The organism is Virgibacillus sp. AGTR, from assembly GCF_016919725.2.
Taxonomy (GTDB): domain Bacteria; phylum Bacillota; class Bacilli; order Bacillales; family Amphibacillaceae; genus Virgibacillus; species Virgibacillus salarius.
The window spans coordinates 13,165-29,994 of sequence record NZ_JAJERH010000054.1 but is presented as its reverse complement, the minus strand read 5'-3'; the positions used below and the strand labels follow the sequence as shown (position 1 = coordinate 29,994).

The window sequence follows — 16,830 nt, the reverse complement described above, 5'->3', positions numbered from 1 at the left end:
TTGCCGATGTTTTTGCTAAAACCTATCAAGGATCTGGAGGAAGTAGCCATACGGCTGGCGTGAAAATTCAACTGGAATATGATCTTCTCAGTGGCCAATTCCTCCATGTTCATTCGGGTCCAGGTAAAGAAAATGATCGAACCTACGGTTCCACATGCTTACAGACGGTACAAACAGGTGACTTATGTATACGTGATTTAGGATATTTTGACCTCAATGACCTCCATCAGATGGACGAGAAGGGCGCTTCTTATATCTCTCGTTTAAAATTAAACACTCGGGTTTATCTAAAGAACCCTAATCCTGAATACTTCAAAAATGGAACACTCAAAAAACAAACCGAATATATTCAATTAGATATGGAAGAGATCATGCATCAATTAAAGCAAGGACAAACCCATGAAATCTCAGATGTTTATATTGGGAAAAATCAAAAGCTGCCGACTAGAGTCATTATCCACCGACTTACGGAAGAGCAAACCCGAACACGATTGGAAAATCATGCGGTAAAGGAGAAAAAGAAAGGGATTGTTATGAAGGAACGGAGTAAACGATTGAGTGCGATAAATGTATACATAACCAATGCATCACCCGAAGTTGTTCCAACGGAACACATTCACGATCTTTACTCTTTACGTTGGCAAATTGAAATACTGTTTAAGTCATGGAAATCCTTCTTTGAAATCGATCATTGTAAAGAAATCAAAAAAGAGCGTTTAGAATGTCATCTCTATGGTCAACTCATCGCTATCCTCCTTTGTTCTTCCACCATGTTTCAAATGCGGCAGCTACTTCTCACCAAGAAAAAACAAGAACTTAGCGAATATAAAGCCATTTATATCATTAAAGATTATTTTGTATTACTGTTTCAATCGATACAAAAAGGCACCCAAGAGCTATCAAAGGTCCTGTTTCGCCTATTTGCCATCCTACAGAAAAACGGGCGAAAGTCTCACCGATACGAGAAAAAAACAGTCTTTGATATATTGGGTGTTGTCTATCAGTATACCACGTGCCAAAAGAAAGCAGCGTAATTTTTAAAAAATAGCTTGTATCAGGCTTATTTGGTATGCTTTTTTTTCAGTAGCATAGACATTACTTTGCAAAACGGCTCTATTTTACCCATTCATGAATGCTAGCTTGATGGGCATGGGGTACTGCCACCATTTCGGAAATTTTGTACGCTAAGAAAATTTCTATATAGATAAATCCAAATTCTTGTATGTTAAGGAATTTGGATTATGTTATTGGTTTAAGTCTTATTTAATGGTCTAAAGGCTGGTAATGTCTATTAGCATTAAACCTCTGTTCTCCATGTTCTATAACGACTCTGGCCATTTAACCATAAAATATTCTCTATGAACTCCACAACTTCCATAATTTATAAATCCATGTTGTTCGTAGTAATCTACTAACTTGGGTTTTTCTGTATACAAAGCTAAAGGAATATTTATTTGATCAAAAGGATATTTAATTCTTCTATGATCTTTGATACCTCACCTTTCCTATAGGAATGCAAATTCACAACCTCTATTGCGTGATGATAATGATTATTGAATATCCTTTTTGCAGTAGGGGTAGTGCCAGCGAAGCTGACACCACCCCTATAAACAGCGTATTTCTTTGTTTCATAGTCATTACGTATCGTCGTATAAAGGAAATCTACAAACACAAAAGGATAACAGTTGCTTAAAGGGCGACTTTGCCACTCTTCTAAATCAGGAAGCACTGTATCGGTAATTTCGGATATCATTTCATGAGACACAGAGAAACCATAGGCATCTTCGATAGTGGACGAAATATCTCGCTGGAACATTCCTCTTGCATACATGGAGATGACTTTATCCTCGATGGCAGAAACATTTCTTTTGCGCTTGGGAATAAGTTGTGGTTCAAATGACACGGTCACGAGGTATGGCAATATTCATTTCGCCAGCAGTCGTTTTGACTGTCTTTTTTCCGTACCCATTCCGTTTATTGTTTGTTTCTTTTTCTCCTTTGATCCATAGCCCAAATATGTCCTTTAATGCATGTTGCATAACCTTCTACAGACTTTGGTTGATACTGTTCAATAATCTTGTTAGCTAATTCTACGGAGTTAGGATCTCTTTTAGGTTTTCCCATTTAAAACACTCCTTTAGCTTTATGTTTTTATTTTACCAAATAAAAACAACTGTGTGAGTAAGAAACCGTACGCATTTCTTACTTACACAGTTAATATTACACTCCTGCATTTATGCTAGCTTACATCTATGATTAAAAATACATTGAAGATTTGTATATCCTCTGGTAAACAACCTATCATGCTTCAAGTTTATTTTTATTCATCTGTACGAATAAGTAAGTAACTATCATTAGGTTTTTTTGAGCAACCTACGATGAAATATTCTATTTTTCCATCTTTCTTTCTTTCTTTCTTTATGTTTTCACAATCGTCTTTTTTTACTCCTACGTCACCCCCTCCATAATCATCATACCTATTATCATAACTATAATTTATTACATTTCCATCAAAATTCAAGTCCTGAAATATAGGGTCTCCTTCGTTCGTATAACTAGTTATTCGAATAGAATCTTTTTTATTGCTATGAATATTATCTAGAAATTTTAAAAAAATATCTAGGTTGTATACGTTATCTCCACTGTATACAACGTCACCCTTTTTTATCGCTTCTTTTGAATCATATTTTGAAGATTGAGAACAACCTATAATGTTTACGCTCACTAAAAGTATAATTACTAACTGTATAGTTTTTCTCACGTTATCTCCCTCATGACTTAAATTATTTGTATTGGTTTCTTGCTTCACTAAATATTTTTTGCAAATTCAAAGATAGAGGTTCTTCTGTGTCTTTTAAAACTTCAATTTTGTTGGTTTCTAAAGGTATTTTACCAAAAGTGACTCCTCTTGTAGCAAATACTCCATCTTGTTCTGGTGTTAAAAATAAAAGATATTCTTCATTCACATTCATTTTTTTATATCCATTAAAACTGTATGTTTTGTTTGTTTTTTTATCAAAAAAATTATTTTCTGCTATATTAACTTCTTCTTTTTCTTTAATCTTCTTATTTTTTGTTTCATTTTTATATACCTTTGATATTTTAAAGTTAGTTACTGTATAGCCACCTGCTACTGAACCGTCTACTTCCGATCTATAAATTACTGGACTTTCTTCTCCTATTTTCTTTCCTCGTAGAATGATTTTTGAATTACTTTCTAATTCATCTAGTGACTCAAATCCATCTGTCTTCGCTTCAAATACTAAAGTCTCAGTTGTGGAAAGATTATCTAAAGACTTACCTTGAATAATATTTTTTTCTTCATTCGATTTACTAATTATAAAAACCATTATTGTTAGACAAGATATTAGGATAAGCGAAACACTAGTAATCTTCTTCATAACTTTTACCCCCTTTTAATATTTAGCTCGAAGTCCAGCTTTATCGTCTGATAAAGGATATGCTTTATTATTAAAACCGTATTGGCGCATTACAGAGATACTATTGTTAGATTTTTGGGTGTGAGCTAAACCTGCTTCATGACCTACCTCATGAACTATGACTTCTTTCCTTTGTGTATATGAACTTATGTTTTTCCATTTTTTATAAACCATAATATGCCCACGTCCTTTACTAACAGCATAAATATCGCCGTTATAATAGTTTACATACTCTACCATTACATCCCCGCCCCCTGGAACCCCGGCTTCTTTTCTGAATTGTATTTGGCTTGTGTCATTCCATGCTAATATGCCATATAAAACTTCTCTTCTATTACTATTGAAATCTCCATCTATCCAATAATAAGCATCTAATCTATTTGATAAAGATTTTCCATTAAGTACGTATGCGCTAGAATAAGTGGGGATTGATAGTAAAATAAAAAGTGCTGCCAATATCTTTATAACTTTCTTTCTATTCATTTTAATTCCTCCTTTAAAAGTAGAACATTTATTAAGGTTATTGTCGTGGTAATGAAGGGCTATTCCCCCTTTCTTTTTAATTTCGACATTAATAACCTATATAATAACTTCTGCCTAAAATTTTTCAAACCTGCAAGAATAATCAAATAAATTAAATTTTTTAGGGGGGTTGCCTAAAGGTCTGCACATAAGTTGTAAGTTATCAAAGAACGCTAACTTACAACTCTATGGCTTCTCGCTTCCCTCTAAAACAGCCGATAACCACAAACTGTAGTTTATGGCCAACTACGAAAAAGCGTGTAGTTAGCCATAAATCAACACTTTGTAGGTTCCTGTCTGTTTCTGAACGATTTTTAATTACAAATGTAAGTAGTATTTCTGCAAGTGCTTCTGAAGCTGACAATTATGATGAAAAAGAAGTAGAAGATCTTGCAAAAGTATTAGAAATCTTGTTTGATAAAAGTATAGTTTATGATAATAATGGAACTCCAATTGGTTTCAAAAAAATAACGATTAATTGGCCTTTGCCCTGTTTGTCATAGAGCTTAGACCGTTAATCGTTCTGGTTATTTTATAATTCATCCTAACAAGGTGCAACAAATATTTATATATAATCTTACGTATTACGTAGCACACTTACATCTAAAAAGTAATGTAGGGATCACTAATAGTACAATTAATTTTAGTTTGACGATTTATAGTGGAGCGTAATTGGCTGATTTTCTTCTAAGGTTGCTTTATATAAACGAATATTGCCAACATTTGATTGGGAAGCAGCAGAATCAACTTCAAAATTCTCGTTCAAAGAAATGGTCCAAGCTGCTTCGTTATTTTTCTTCAAAACAACTGCAAGTGTACCAAACTGTTCAATAGTGTCCCATGTAAACAATTCTGTTTGATTAGCTTGTGTAACAGAGATCCCTTCTTGGTTACTAACTACTTTAATGTTATCACCTTACCAATTCCCGTGAATTTGTGCGCCAACATAATAATAGCTTGTACCATCACCTCGATCCCCATATGTCGCTATAAATTGCTGTATCGAGTTGTCTGCCGTTTTATAAGTAACGGCTGCGATATCTTTAGCTAACCAATCTACCTTAAAATCGCCAATTATCTCGGCTGGTAAGCTATCTTTTGGACGAGCTAAAATACCAAAATACGACCTATAGTAAACGGCTGATCCACTCTCAACATTTTTTTTAATAGATAGTACATGTTTAAAGTCAGGTGAAACACTTGTTATATTGTTAACTTGTTTATTACTGTCTACTAGAAGTACTACATGAACAGCGATAAATAGGAATATGATACTAGAACCTATTATTTTGAATCGTTTAGTGATTCGCAGCAATAGAATATTTGCAAGAAATAAACAGGCCACACAGACAATATTAATCATATAAAATAATCTATTATCAATATACTCTACTTGAAATCTATCGTGAACAATCAAATATCCTATTTGTAAACAAAAAAAGGCAATTGTAAAAAGAAATAATATCCAGCCTATCCATTTTTGTTTCGTGCTATTTCGCTTCATTCAGCTGTACCTCCATTGAAAATTCCCATGTTTTACCGTTATCTTTTGAAATAAATTTACCTTTTACTTTTCCGCCTTCATAATAAAGGACACAGGAAAAACTAAAATACATTTGGCTGCATTCTAGTTTTTCTTCTATCTTATTTACTTACTGATTTTAGCTGTTAGTATTGTGCCAGCAATCCTTTTTTCATTGCTATCCGTTCACAGCAAAGAAAGGTTGCTAAGCCTAAAGTAAAGTAAATAATCGCATTAATAAGCAATATTGCTATATCCCCCAAATTTATAGAGGATAAAGTTAAGCCTTCTATCATCACACTTCGCATTAAATCCACACCTTTTACAAATGGAAAGAAAGATAAGATAGGTGCAACAGATAATGGAATAAACGTTAACCCCATTAAAATAAACTGTAAAATTTGGAGAAAAGCTTGTACTTGTTTCAACACTATTGAAATACCTGCAATAATTAAGCCTAGCCCATACATACTAAAAAGTGTCAATACTAGAATTGGGATTATAGTCACCACATCAATATTTAGCCATTGTCCGGTAGTTAGCATAGACATGAGTAATAATATAACGACAATTATAAAATTCAGTATTGTTGTGGCAACAAGTCTAGCAGTCATGATTCTCCATATCCCCATAGGTGACATAGCAAGTTGCTCTAGTGTACCTCGCATGGATTCATTGATGATATCAAAGCCAATTTGATTTATAACCATTACCGTCAAAAACCAAAAAACATAATTGACAATAATATATTGCGTGTTTACATCCTGAGTACCCGGATCCCCAATTACTTGAATACCTAAAAACATTGCTAAAAAGATGAAATAAAAAGTAAGTAGCATAGCTATGGTATTAGGTAGATAGCGTTTTAGCTCTATGTACTCTTTACGAACATTTGTCTTAAGAAGGATATACCATCGCATATTCTTTCTCTCCCTTTACAATTTTCATAAAGATTTCTTCAAAATTAACTGTTTGTCTATCAATTGTCTCAACCGGGATATGCTCAAGCTTCAATACATCAAACAAATCATAAATTTCTTTACTATGATTTAGATCAACCTCGATTGTAGATTGTATGGAATCTGGTATGTATTCTAGCCCTGGAAACTTTTCTACCAACATCTTATACTGCCGATCAGTCAAATGATCACCTAGTTGAATCTTGTAGGAGCGAACTTCAAACAAACGTAGTAGGTTTTCCACATTATCATTTGCAACTACTTTTCCGTAGTTAATAACAATAGTCCGGTTACAAATAGCTTGAATGACATCCATATCATGAGAGCTGATAATAATAGTTCGGTTATACCCTTTGGCAATTGACTTCAATAGTTCGCGAACCTCATAGCTTGTTTCAATATCAAGTCCTAAAGTTGGTTCGTCCAGTAAAATAATCTCGCTATCTGCAAGCATTGCAACTGCAATGGCAAGTTTTTGCTGCATTCCGCGCGAAAGTCGATTCACTAATTCATTTTCTTTGTCTTTTAGATTAAACTTGGTCAAAAGGCCTTCAATTTGTTCAGCAATATCTTTACTAGAAAGTCCTCTATTTCCAGCAAAATACTCTAAATTTTCCTTTACTGATAGACGCCAATACAGGTTACGATTCCCTTCAAGTACTGCGCTTATATGGCGTAGCGCATCCAATCGCTTCTTTTGGGTGTTAATGCCATTTACTATAATAGAGCCATCATCTGGAATAAGAAGTCCACAGATCATCTTAATTATAGTAGACTTTCCTGCACCATTTGGACCTAACAGACCCAAAATCTCTCCCCGATTAACCGAAAATGAAATATCATCTACAGCTATTAGAGATTCTTTCGTTTTTCTTTTTTTATAGACCTTTTTAAGGTTTTTTACTTCAATTATGGCTTCCATCTTCACCATCCCTTCTGCTTTTTATTATACGACCTTGCCTCTTTATCATTATATCGAATGTTCTGAAAAAGAGAAAATGATACTCTTTCATAAATCGTCATATCATTTTCTCCATTAGCTAACAAAAAGCTATATTTAATTCTTTTCTATAACTGATCTTTTTCTCTCTTTGGTATGCAATAATTCGTAAACACATGGAATCACTACTAACGTTAATAAGGTAGATATAGTTAATCCTCCAATAACAACAACTGCTAAGCTTTTTGATACAAGGCTTCCTGTTTCTGCTGTTCCAAATAACAGTGGAATCATGGCACTGATTGTGGAGATAGCTGTCATGATAATCGGACGTAATCTCCGTTGTGAGGCTTCTAATAAGGATTCTCTTATACTCATCGTTTTCTCATTTTGTTTTACGCGATCTAATAAGACAATTGCATTTGTCACTACGATACCAATGAGCATTAATGCCCCTAATAATACGGTCGTATCTACTGAAATTCCTGTAATTAATAAGCCAACAATGGAACCAATTAATGCTAGCGGCAATGTGATGAGTATCGCAATTGGTGTTTTAATCCCTTTATAAGTTACAACAAGGATTAAAAATACTAAGCCAATGGAAATGCCCATCGTCATGAATAGATCATTGAAGTCTTCTGATTGTTGGACATTAGCTCCACCAATAAATACTTCAACATCTTCGGGAATTTTAATCCCATTTTTCTCGCCATCTCCGAATAAAGTAGTACGAATATCTGCATTAATTTCGGATAGTTTTGTTGGATCTATTTTTGCCGTTACTTGTAAGAATGGTTCGCCATCTTTATGATACTGATTGGTAGCTGTACGCTCACTCTTTAACGATGCTACTTCGGTAATAGGTGTAGGGCCGTCTTCACTTAATATCGAGATATCCTCTAAATCCTCTTCTGTTTCAGTGCTCAGCAATGGTTCTAATACAATATTAGTCTTTTCACCTTGAAGATCAATCGTCCCAATTGGTGTTTTATTTAATAATATGCCTAGTTGAGATGCCACTTGCTCAGTATTGATTTTAGCAGAATTCACTTCAAACGAATAAACGCTTTTCTTCTCTTGTTGGTTTGTTGTGACTTCCTCAATTCCCTCTACATCTTCAATCTGTTCGACTATTTCATTTGTAACATCTTCAATATTCTCTAAATTATCACCTGTTACATCAATATTAATATCTGTTGCTGTTGATCCAAGGAAAGAAGCTGCTACTACACTGTAATCAGCGCCCGAAAATAAATCCTGTTGCTGCTCTATCTCCTCCATTATACGATCAACCTCTTCTTCATCTGAAAGTAACACTCTCACCTGTGCCTCTGTAGGCGACTTAACGACTCCCGATTGAACGGCAGAGCTCGAGTTACCCAAATAGGTGATAACATGTTTAACTCCTTCTATTTTCTGAACTTTCGACTCCAGCTTCAATGTGCTTTCTGTTACCTTTTTAAGCGGAGTATCAGAGGGATATTTTAATGTTGCTTGTATATAATCTGTACTCGAATCATCCACTACTCCTTTTGGCATTACGAAATATGCACCGATTGAACCAAAGAATAATAATAAAGCAATCGTTAACGTGATGAACTTATGGCTCAATGACCAGTTAACAACCTTTCTAAATCGGACAGGTGGTTTATACTCTGTTAATTTTGAACCTTTTAATAGTCCTGCACTCATAAGCGGAACGACTGTTAATGCAACTAGTAATGAAGCAAGTAACGAATACGTAATTGTTAAGGCAAATGGTAAAATAAATTCTTGTAAACTCCCATTCACTAGCCCTATCGGTAAAAAAACAGCGACAGTTGTCAAAGTTGCAACAGTAATTGCTCCACCTACTTCCCTTGTTGCATCAATTACCATCCCTACCGAGAACTTTTCTTGTTGCATTTTCTTAAATATGTTTTCAATCACAACGATACTATCATCTACTAAACGCCCAACTGCTACAGCTACACCACCGAGTGTTAAAATATTTAACGTAATTCCTGATTGGGATAATAAAATTAATGTAATACATAGTGATAATGGTATTGAAACAATCGTAATAAAGGTAGAACGAATTTTCCGAAGGAATAGCATAATTACAATTGTTGCAAATAGAGCGCCAATAAGAACTTCTTTGATCATCGATTGTACCGATGATTTGACCATATCCGCTGTAGTCAGGTACACAGTAGCTTCTAAATTATCATATTTATCACTTATTTCTTTTGTTATGCTATCGACCTCTTCACTAAGTGTCACTGCATTGGATGTACTATCTTTAACAATGGTAAATTCAATACTATCCTCCCCATTAAAGCGATTAATAACATCTCCTGGTCTAGTTTTTTGAATAATAGCAATATCTTCGAGCTGAACATTTTTTGATACAGTAATATTCTCAAGGTCTTCTAGACTATCTATATTACCAACTACTGTAATATTACTAGCATTACCTTCAATGATATTTTCTCCTACTGCAAATGACCCATCCTGCCCTTGTAGAGCCTCAATAACAGTTTGAACTGGTATTTGTAATTCATCTAATTCTTCACGATCTAATTGGATTGAAACAAAGGAATCTTCAACTCCCTGTATTTGTACTTCTGCTACTCCTTCTGTATCTCTGTATATTGGCTCCAGTTTTTCTTTTACAAAGTCTAGATTTTCTGCTGTGATACCATCTTTAAAAGTTATTGCTACAAAGGAAATTGGAATAGAGGACGTATCCAGCTTTGTTACAGAAGGTTTTGATACGTAATTAGGTAAAGATACCGAATCTACTAGTTCTTGTACATCTTGTCTTGCTTGATCCATATCTGTTCCATATTCAAAAAACACATCAATTTTACTGTAACCATCACCAGTTGTTGAAAGAACTCCACTCTTTCCAGTTACCGCTGCAATTGATTGTTCAATCGGACTTGTGACATCAGTTTCCATCGACTTAGAATTAACACCCTGCCCCATTGCGATGATTCTAATCTGTGGTGTTTCCGCTTTTGGCAAGAATTCCATAGGCATCCTAAAGTAACTAAGGACTCCCAATATCAGAACAATTAAGGTTACTAGAGTTACAGCCGCTTTGTTGGCAAAAGACCATTTGGTAAACCAAGACATCTTTAAAACTCCCCTTTGCAATGTTGTTTTGTGAAATTAGGCCATAAAAAGCTTAATCTTTATAGACCATATTGGTATAGCTTCTGATAATACCTTTATAAAAGAAGGCCATGACAAAAACAAACCAACCTACCCCTAGTAAAAGCGGGAAGGTAAATTTCACACTCATGATTTGCTCCAATACCTTCATCGCTACCACACTGTGGACAATACCAATTATGATAGGGATTAAGAATGCAATTCCAACCGTTAAATTAACCGAACGCTGGACTTCTTTTCTACTCATGCCAACCTTTTTAAGCATCGCATATTGTTCTTTATCAGAAAAAGCATCACTTAAAAACTTAAAGTAAATCGTACTAAATGTCGCAAGCATGAATACAATCGAAATAATTAAACCTAAGAAAAACAATGTTCCTAAAGCATAGTACTCCCAAATATATTGTTTCGGATTCTCATAAAGCATTTGCTCCCCATTAGGAATTATTTGTTTGATATTACTAATTAACTCACTACTGTTCTCCTGATTGGTGATGTCTACTCCAGTAAGCGTTAGTTCTTCAAAATCTTGAACATGTCTTTCATAATCTTGATCTTGGAGAACATACACGTTCATTCGTCCATACTTACTATTGTTACCTATAAATGGAACTTGGGTAAATTCTGCAATCTGGAAATCAGTTTTATTTATCTTCATCTTATCTCCGAGAATATTCATAGGAGAAGCAATCGTATTAGGATTTAGAATAAATGTCGCTTCATTTTGAGATGGCTTAATCTGATCTAACAGATTGTCTCTACCTTTATACTGTAAATACTCCAGTGTTTTCTCCATCTGTGAATAGCTCGTAATTATAGCTTCATTATTTTTATCCACTTCATTACGGGAATCATCATAATGGACCTTTCCAATAAAAAAATGCAGATCATGAACTCCCTTTAAGCTATGTTCAGAAGACTCAACAGCTTCTCTAACCAATTCATTAGTATCTGGGGATTCACTCTCAACGCTAAAACTATAAGGTGTTTCAATCACTTCGTGACTATTTGCAAATTGATTAAATGAAATACTAACGCTAAATGCTGTAACGGTCGCCGCTGCCAAAATTGCTGTCATTGCTAAACTTCGATAGTTCTCCTTTAACCGAAAAAAAATACTGCTTATACTGATTAGTCTTACATCCTTATAAATAAAACGCTTTGTCTTAATTAAGTTACTTAAAATGACTGTTAATGAACTTCCAAAAAATAAGTATGTTCCTAGACTAACTAAAAACACGATCGCTACCGCAGCAAGCAATAAGTCTAATTGCCAAGGCTTAATATTAAGTGCAATGAAATAGCCTGCTACAATTAAAAAAATGCTTAGAATACCTTTAGGTAGACTATATTTTGGCTTAGCAGGTTTTTCTTTCGTAGCATGTAACATATCGATTAACTGTTTCTTCTTGATAGCACTATAATTCTTAATTCCCAGTAAGATAAAGATAACCCCAAACACCAATATTAACTGTATAATTGCTTCTATTGAAATATTGAATGGTAATACAACATCTAAAAACATTGCCTTACTTAATAACATAAAGAAAAGCTTGGAAAATAAGATACCAATGATCAAGCCAACAGTAAAAGCTAATCCACCAATAAACAAACCTTCTAGCGCTAATACTCTGCCAATTCTAGCATTGCTAATTCCCATCAACATATAAAGCCCAATTTCTTTTTGACGCTGTTTTATAAAAAAACTGTTCGCATGCCACATAAAAAATACAACTGTACATATCAAGACAAATCCAGAGGCGAAACTAGCTACTACAGCAGACTGGACTCTTTCGGTTAATTCCACAAATTTATCATTATACTGAATGGCCGCGAAATTATAGTAAGTAGCAACTGTTACTACTAACACTAAAAAATACAGACCATAGATATTAGAATTGTTTCGCATTAGCTTAAAAGCAATTCTAAAGGAGTTCATTATCCGAACCTCCCAGGATAGCAAGCATATCTAATACTTTTGTAAACATTTCCTGTTTGTTACCATTACTATCTAATCTACCGTGCATCTTTCCGTCCTTTAAGAACATTACACGATCACAGTAACTGGCTGCATTGGAATCATGTGTTACCATAATAATGGTGATCCCTAACCTACTATTAACATTTTTAAAGCACTCTAACACATCAGATGAATACTTAGAATCCAATGCTCCAGTTGGTTCATCTGCAAAAATAACCTTTGGATCCGTAATTAGAGCTCTACAGATAGCTACTCTTTGTTTTTGACCTCCAGATAATTCAACAGGATATTTATCCATTTGGTCGGAGATCCCTAATAGCTTCGTGAACGTATCAATTTTTTGTAAAATAATTTCATGTCTTACATTATTTAAAGTAAGTGGTAAGGCGATATTATCTCTTACCGTCATATTGTCTAATAAATTAAAGGATTGAAAAACAAAACCAATATTATCTCTTCGGAACCCAGCTAAATTCTCTCCTTTAAATTCATTTAAATCCTTACCATCTAGTAAGACTTTTCCATACGTAGGTTTATCAATTGTAGACATAATATTAAGCAATGTAGTTTTACCTGAACCAGATGGCCCCATAATGCCAACAAATTCTCCTTCGTTAATGTCGAAGCTTACTTCTTTTAATGCCCGAAAAGAATTACTTGATTTACCGTATTCTTTAATTACATTGGATAGTTCTACTATTTTTTTCAAAGATTTCAACCTCCAACCCAACTTAATTACGTTTTAATTTTATTATAATTCGCAATAAAATCACTCTCTATCGATTTAGGTTACATTTTAAATAGTTATGTGACATTTATGTTAGTTTTCTAGAATTTTAAATTAAAGTAAGGAGGATAATGACTACAAAGGAGGGACATCTATATGCATAACCAGAAATTTGAGGTTGAAACTAAAATAAGGGAGATCATTTCTCCCTTAAGATAACCTATCTTGCAAATGATTGGTAATTAAGTTGTCCAGGGGTATAACGGTAACAGGTGCAGGAGTATTATTACTCATCGAACATAGTGCAAGCTTATATTTTGGATCGACTGTCATTAGTTTTACATTATACTTACTTATCGTATTATGGACCTCAATCTTAAATTTATTATTTAATGCGGTTATGGAAAATGAATCCAATGGAATGGATAACCCATGTCCCCTTGCTTTTATATAGCTTTCTTTCATCGTCCATATTTCATAAAATCTATCCAGCTGAGCAGAAGAATTAGAAAATATATAATGGCATTCTACATCCGTAAAAAATTGATTTGCTATTTGTAAATCAATAGACTGTACATGTTCAACATCAATACCGACAGGGGTCTTATCCAGTGCACAGACGACCCAGTTTTCAGAATGACTTAAATTAAATGCAATATTTGGTACATTTTGCAAAAATGGTTTCCCAGATGGGTTAAGTTGAAAGTGAATTTCACCGTTGGTAAATCCCTTTATGTTTAAGAGGTAACGAATTAATAACTCTGCTACTAGACTTCTTTCCGCATCTTTAACAAATTTAAATCGATTAATTCTCTTCTGTTTTTCATACGGTAATATGCTTAATAATTGCTGAAACGGTTGGTCACCAATTCCTTGTGCAATGTTTACACCATAAACTTCACACATTGAATGTTGGCCCCATTCCTTTAGTTAAGCTGTTTATTTCATTTCCTAGAACATTACAAACGATATCTGTTACTTGCCTTGTATTCTCATTAATAAAAAAATGTCCCCCAGGGATTCGATGATATTTACTGTTCCCACTTATTATTTCATCCCATTGTATTATGTCATTCCATTGAATCGTGTGATCGTTATTGCCATGAAATATAGAAAAATCATAGTCTAAACGATGATTTGATTGGCTATATTCATACGTTTCAATCAACTTAAAATCTGCTCGTAGGATAGGTACAAAAATCTCAGCCAACTCCTTATTTTCAAAAATCTCTCGTTCCATTCCACCATAATTTACAATTTTCTTTACAAATTCATCAAATGGTAAATCGTGATAATCATAAAATGGATTCTTTATATGTGGTGCTTTTCTTCCGGAAATAAAAATATGTACGGGGTCTTGATGGCTTTCCTTTTTTAATCTTTGACAAAGTTCGTATGTAATAAGTCCACCCATGCTATGACCAAATATTGCATAAGGTTCCTGTAATTGATCTTTAATGCTCGTATAAATATCCTCTATCATATCATCCATATTATCTATTAAAGCCTCATTTATCCTACGTCCTCTACCTGTTAATTCTACTTCTACGATTTCGATATTAGCACTTACTAATCTTTTCCACTTCGAATAAACAGTAGCAGACCCGCCAGCATATGGGATACAGAAAAGTTTTATCTTTTTCATTATGAAACTCCCACCTTTTCTTAAACTTTTAACCATTAGATGCTATGTTGAAGTAATCTGATAGTTTATAAAATATAATTGTAAACGCTGTATATTCTCCTTCTTCACTCTTAACATCTATACCGATTTGAAGCATTTCTGATATTTTCTTTGTATAGTAAAGTCCCATACCAGTAGATTTGGTAACGTTTTTTCCATTTTTACCAGTAAAGCCTTTGTCAAAAATCCTCCCCAAATCCTCTTTAGGAATACCAATGCCATCATCTTTAATGTAAATATAATATGCATGATCATCCTCTTCACTATTAATCTGTACTGTTCCCCCTTTTTGGGTATACTTACTACTATTATTTAATATTTGGGTAAAAATGTAATAAACCCACCTTTTATCATTAATAACCGTAATATGGTGTAAATCCGTATTAATCGTAATGTCTTTATTAATCAAGAAAAGCGCATTCTCTTTTATTGCCATTCTTAGAACTTGACCAACGTCTATTCTTTCAGCAACTGTATCCTGACTATAATGATTTGCTCGAGTGATATATAGCGTTTGATTTACTCTAAATTTAATTTGCTCTATTTGATTTCGTAAATCTCTTACCTTTATATCTTCTGTCTCATCAAGTAGCAGGTCACATACTGCTATATTAACTTTAATGTCATGAACCCATTGTGTAATATAATCTTGTATTTCATTGATTTTCTTTTTAAACGCTTCTTCATTGTTTTGGTGTTGAAATCGTTGTTGCTGTAATAAAGTATAGAGCATATTTATAATGTAATCATCATCATGAATGGCCATTTTTTCTAGTTCTTCCATCGAGCTTTTCATAGCTTTGTTATATTTATTTTTTTGTTGCCAAAATCCAATTAATAGAAAAGATAGTTGTATAATGATTAGTAGGCCGTTCATATACAATAAATCAGAAGATCTATATTCTACTACAGTACTAATGTAAATACTATTAACAATAAAAAGTACAATTACGTTACTTACCACCCATAGCTTGTGAGCTTTTAAATAATCTTGTATCTTCATTGAATTATATAACCCATTCCTCTTTTCGTTACTATATAATTCACGACACCGATATCTTCTAATCTACTTCGTAAACGATTAATATTAACAGTTAAGGTATTTTCGTTTACATAAATATCATCATCCCAGAGCTTCTTCATTAATCGATCTCGTGTGACCACTTTTCCTTTATTCTCCATCAATGTTTTTAAAATTTCAAACTCATTTTTTGTAAGCTCTACCCTCTGATCTTGGTGGTAAACCGCTGTATCGCTTAAATTTAGTATGACCTGCTTACATTCAATGATTTGATTGGAATCTGATTTATACTCATACGTACGTCTAATAATTGCTTGCAGTTTGGCAACTAGTACATAACTATCAAAAGGCTTTTGTATATAATCGTCTCCACCATTATTGATAGCCATTACAATATCCATATTACTGTTTCTTGAGGAACAAAAGATTATAGGAACACTTGAAATCTCTCTAATCTTTTTACACCAGTAAAATCCATCAAAAGACGGGATATTAATGTCCATTAAAATAATATGAGGCTCTTCTTTTTCAAACACTTTTAAAATATTTTCAAAGTCATTACAAACCATTGTATGAAAATTCCATTTTTCAAGGAGAGTCTTCAATACGTTTGCCATGTTTTCATCATCTTCAATGATTAATAATTTATAAACACCTTTCAACATGTTCACCTTCCCTAAGTAGAATCTCAACTAGGTGATTAAACGATTACACTTTTATATGTATTGTAAAGCATAATCAAAAAAGATGAAAATATGGATTAAAATAGTGTAGAAAAATTGAAATATATATTTATCTCGATATAACCGGCAGTAAGACCTCCATTTCAAAAGTGAAACCAATATGGATATGTGGCGATCGACTGCCGGTAA

At 33.6% G+C, this 16,830-nt stretch carries 15 protein-coding genes and 1 pseudogene; 1 reads left to right on the top strand and 15 read right to left on the bottom strand.

Translation table 11 applies throughout. The features are described from left to right. Nucleotides 1-1,034 (top strand): IS4 family transposase (locus JUJ52_RS16630; protein ID WP_228089049.1); only part of this gene is annotated, 1,034 nt, incomplete at its 5' end. Nucleotides 1,035-1,606: 572 nt separating this feature from the next. On the opposite strand, the pseudogene JUJ52_RS16625 reads toward JUJ52_RS16630, so the two are convergent. The 15 genes and pseudogenes from JUJ52_RS16625 to JUJ52_RS16555 form a co-directional block, all read right to left on the bottom strand. Then, nucleotides 1,607-2,124, bottom strand: a pseudogene (locus JUJ52_RS16625) (transposase); the annotation flags it as partial. A gap of 196 nt (nt 2,125-2,320) precedes the next feature. Next, nucleotides 2,321-2,761 (bottom strand): DUF4362 domain-containing protein, encoded by a 441-nt coding sequence (locus tag JUJ52_RS16620; protein ID WP_051388430.1) that lies wholly within the window; start codon nt 2,759-2,761, stop codon nt 2,321-2,323. A gap of 22 nt (nt 2,762-2,783) precedes the next feature. Continuing rightward, a complete protein-coding gene (locus tag JUJ52_RS16615; RefSeq protein WP_051388429.1) occupies nt 2,784-3,401 on the bottom strand; it encodes a hypothetical protein in 618 nt (205 codons plus the stop codon). 15 nt (nt 3,402-3,416) lie between these two features. Beyond that, nucleotides 3,417-3,923, bottom strand: coding sequence for a matrixin family metalloprotease (locus JUJ52_RS16610; protein ID WP_051388428.1), 507 nt, complete (start codon nt 3,921-3,923; stop codon nt 3,417-3,419). Nucleotides 3,924-4,605: 682 nt separating this feature from the next. Continuing rightward, complete coding sequence (locus tag JUJ52_RS16605; RefSeq protein WP_226983491.1) at nt 4,606-4,812, bottom strand: hypothetical protein; 207 nt, start codon at nt 4,810-4,812, stop codon at nt 4,606-4,608. A gap of 66 nt (nt 4,813-4,878) precedes the next feature. Beyond that, nucleotides 4,879-5,466 (bottom strand): hypothetical protein, encoded by a 588-nt coding sequence (locus JUJ52_RS16600; protein ID WP_226983490.1) that lies wholly within the window; start codon nt 5,464-5,466, stop codon nt 4,879-4,881. A 164-nt stretch (nt 5,467-5,630) separates the two neighbouring features. Beyond that, nucleotides 5,631-6,404, bottom strand: a complete 774-nt coding sequence (locus JUJ52_RS16595) for an ABC transporter permease (protein WP_026682516.1) — start codon at nt 6,402-6,404, stop codon at nt 5,631-5,633. After that, entirely contained in the window at nt 6,382-7,365 is a 984-nt protein-coding gene (locus tag JUJ52_RS16590; RefSeq protein ID WP_121604762.1) for an ABC transporter ATP-binding protein, read from the bottom strand. The genes JUJ52_RS16595 and JUJ52_RS16590 overlap by 23 nt, the downstream gene beginning before the upstream one ends. A gap of 135 nt (nt 7,366-7,500) precedes the next feature. Beyond that, nucleotides 7,501-10,506 carry an efflux RND transporter permease subunit gene (locus tag JUJ52_RS16585; protein WP_205388353.1) on the bottom strand — a complete coding sequence of 1,002 codons (3,006 nt, stop codon included), beginning with the start codon at nt 10,504-10,506 and terminating at the stop codon, nt 7,501-7,503. 52 nt (nt 10,507-10,558) lie between these two features. Continuing rightward, nucleotides 10,559-12,484 (bottom strand): ABC transporter permease, encoded by a 1,926-nt coding sequence (locus tag JUJ52_RS16580; RefSeq protein ID WP_205388352.1) that lies wholly within the window; start codon nt 12,482-12,484, stop codon nt 10,559-10,561. Then, entirely contained in the window at nt 12,471-13,235 is a 765-nt protein-coding gene (locus tag JUJ52_RS16575) for an ABC transporter ATP-binding protein (protein WP_026682512.1), read from the bottom strand. Before JUJ52_RS16575 ends, JUJ52_RS16580 begins: the two co-directional genes overlap by 14 nt. A gap of 228 nt (nt 13,236-13,463) precedes the next feature. After that, nucleotides 13,464-14,159, bottom strand: a complete 696-nt coding sequence (locus tag JUJ52_RS16570; RefSeq protein WP_026682511.1) for a 4'-phosphopantetheinyl transferase family protein — start codon at nt 14,157-14,159, stop codon at nt 13,464-13,466. Then, nucleotides 14,152-14,898, bottom strand: a complete 747-nt coding sequence (locus JUJ52_RS16565) for a thioesterase II family protein (protein ID WP_205388351.1) — start codon at nt 14,896-14,898, stop codon at nt 14,152-14,154. The genes JUJ52_RS16570 and JUJ52_RS16565 overlap by 8 nt, the downstream gene beginning before the upstream one ends. Before the next feature lie 28 nt (nt 14,899-14,926). After that, complete coding sequence (locus JUJ52_RS16560) at nt 14,927-15,940, bottom strand: sensor histidine kinase (protein WP_026682509.1); 1,014 nt, start codon at nt 15,938-15,940, stop codon at nt 14,927-14,929. Beyond that, a complete protein-coding gene (locus tag JUJ52_RS16555) occupies nt 15,937-16,623 on the bottom strand; it encodes a response regulator transcription factor (protein ID WP_034679502.1) in 687 nt (228 codons plus the stop codon). Before JUJ52_RS16555 ends, JUJ52_RS16560 begins: the two co-directional genes overlap by 4 nt. Between the last annotated feature and the right edge of the window lie 207 nt (nt 16,624-16,830).

Coding starts and splice junctions, on each gene's coding strand:
- JUJ52_RS16615 (WP_051388429.1), bottom strand. CDS start 3,401: ATGAAGAAGATTACTAGTGTTTCGCTTATCCTAATATCTTGTCTAACA.
- JUJ52_RS16570 (WP_026682511.1), bottom strand. CDS start 14,159: ATGTGTGAAGTTTATGGTGTAAACATTGCACAAGGAATTGGTGACCAA.
- JUJ52_RS16590 (WP_121604762.1), bottom strand. CDS start 7,365: ATGGAAGCCATAATTGAAGTAAAAAACCTTAAAAAGGTCTATAAAAAA.
- JUJ52_RS16585 (WP_205388353.1), bottom strand. CDS start 10,506: ATGTCTTGGTTTACCAAATGGTCTTTTGCCAACAAAGCGGCTGTAACT.
- JUJ52_RS16565 (WP_205388351.1), bottom strand. CDS start 14,898: ATGAAAAAGATAAAACTTTTCTGTATCCCATATGCTGGCGGGTCTGCT.
- JUJ52_RS16610 (WP_051388428.1), bottom strand. CDS start 3,923: ATGAATAGAAAGAAAGTTATAAAGATATTGGCAGCACTTTTTATTTTA.
- JUJ52_RS16595 (WP_026682516.1), bottom strand. CDS start 6,404: ATGCGATGGTATATCCTTCTTAAGACAAATGTTCGTAAAGAGTACATA.
- JUJ52_RS16580 (WP_205388352.1), bottom strand. CDS start 12,484: ATGAACTCCTTTAGAATTGCTTTTAAGCTAATGCGAAACAATTCTAAT.
- JUJ52_RS16555 (WP_034679502.1), bottom strand. CDS start 16,623: ATGTTGAAAGGTGTTTATAAATTATTAATCATTGAAGATGATGAAAAC.
- JUJ52_RS16600 (WP_226983490.1), bottom strand. CDS start 5,466: ATGAAGCGAAATAGCACGAAACAAAAATGGATAGGCTGGATATTATTT.
- JUJ52_RS16560 (WP_026682509.1), bottom strand. CDS start 15,940: ATGAAGATACAAGATTATTTAAAAGCTCACAAGCTATGGGTGGTAAGT.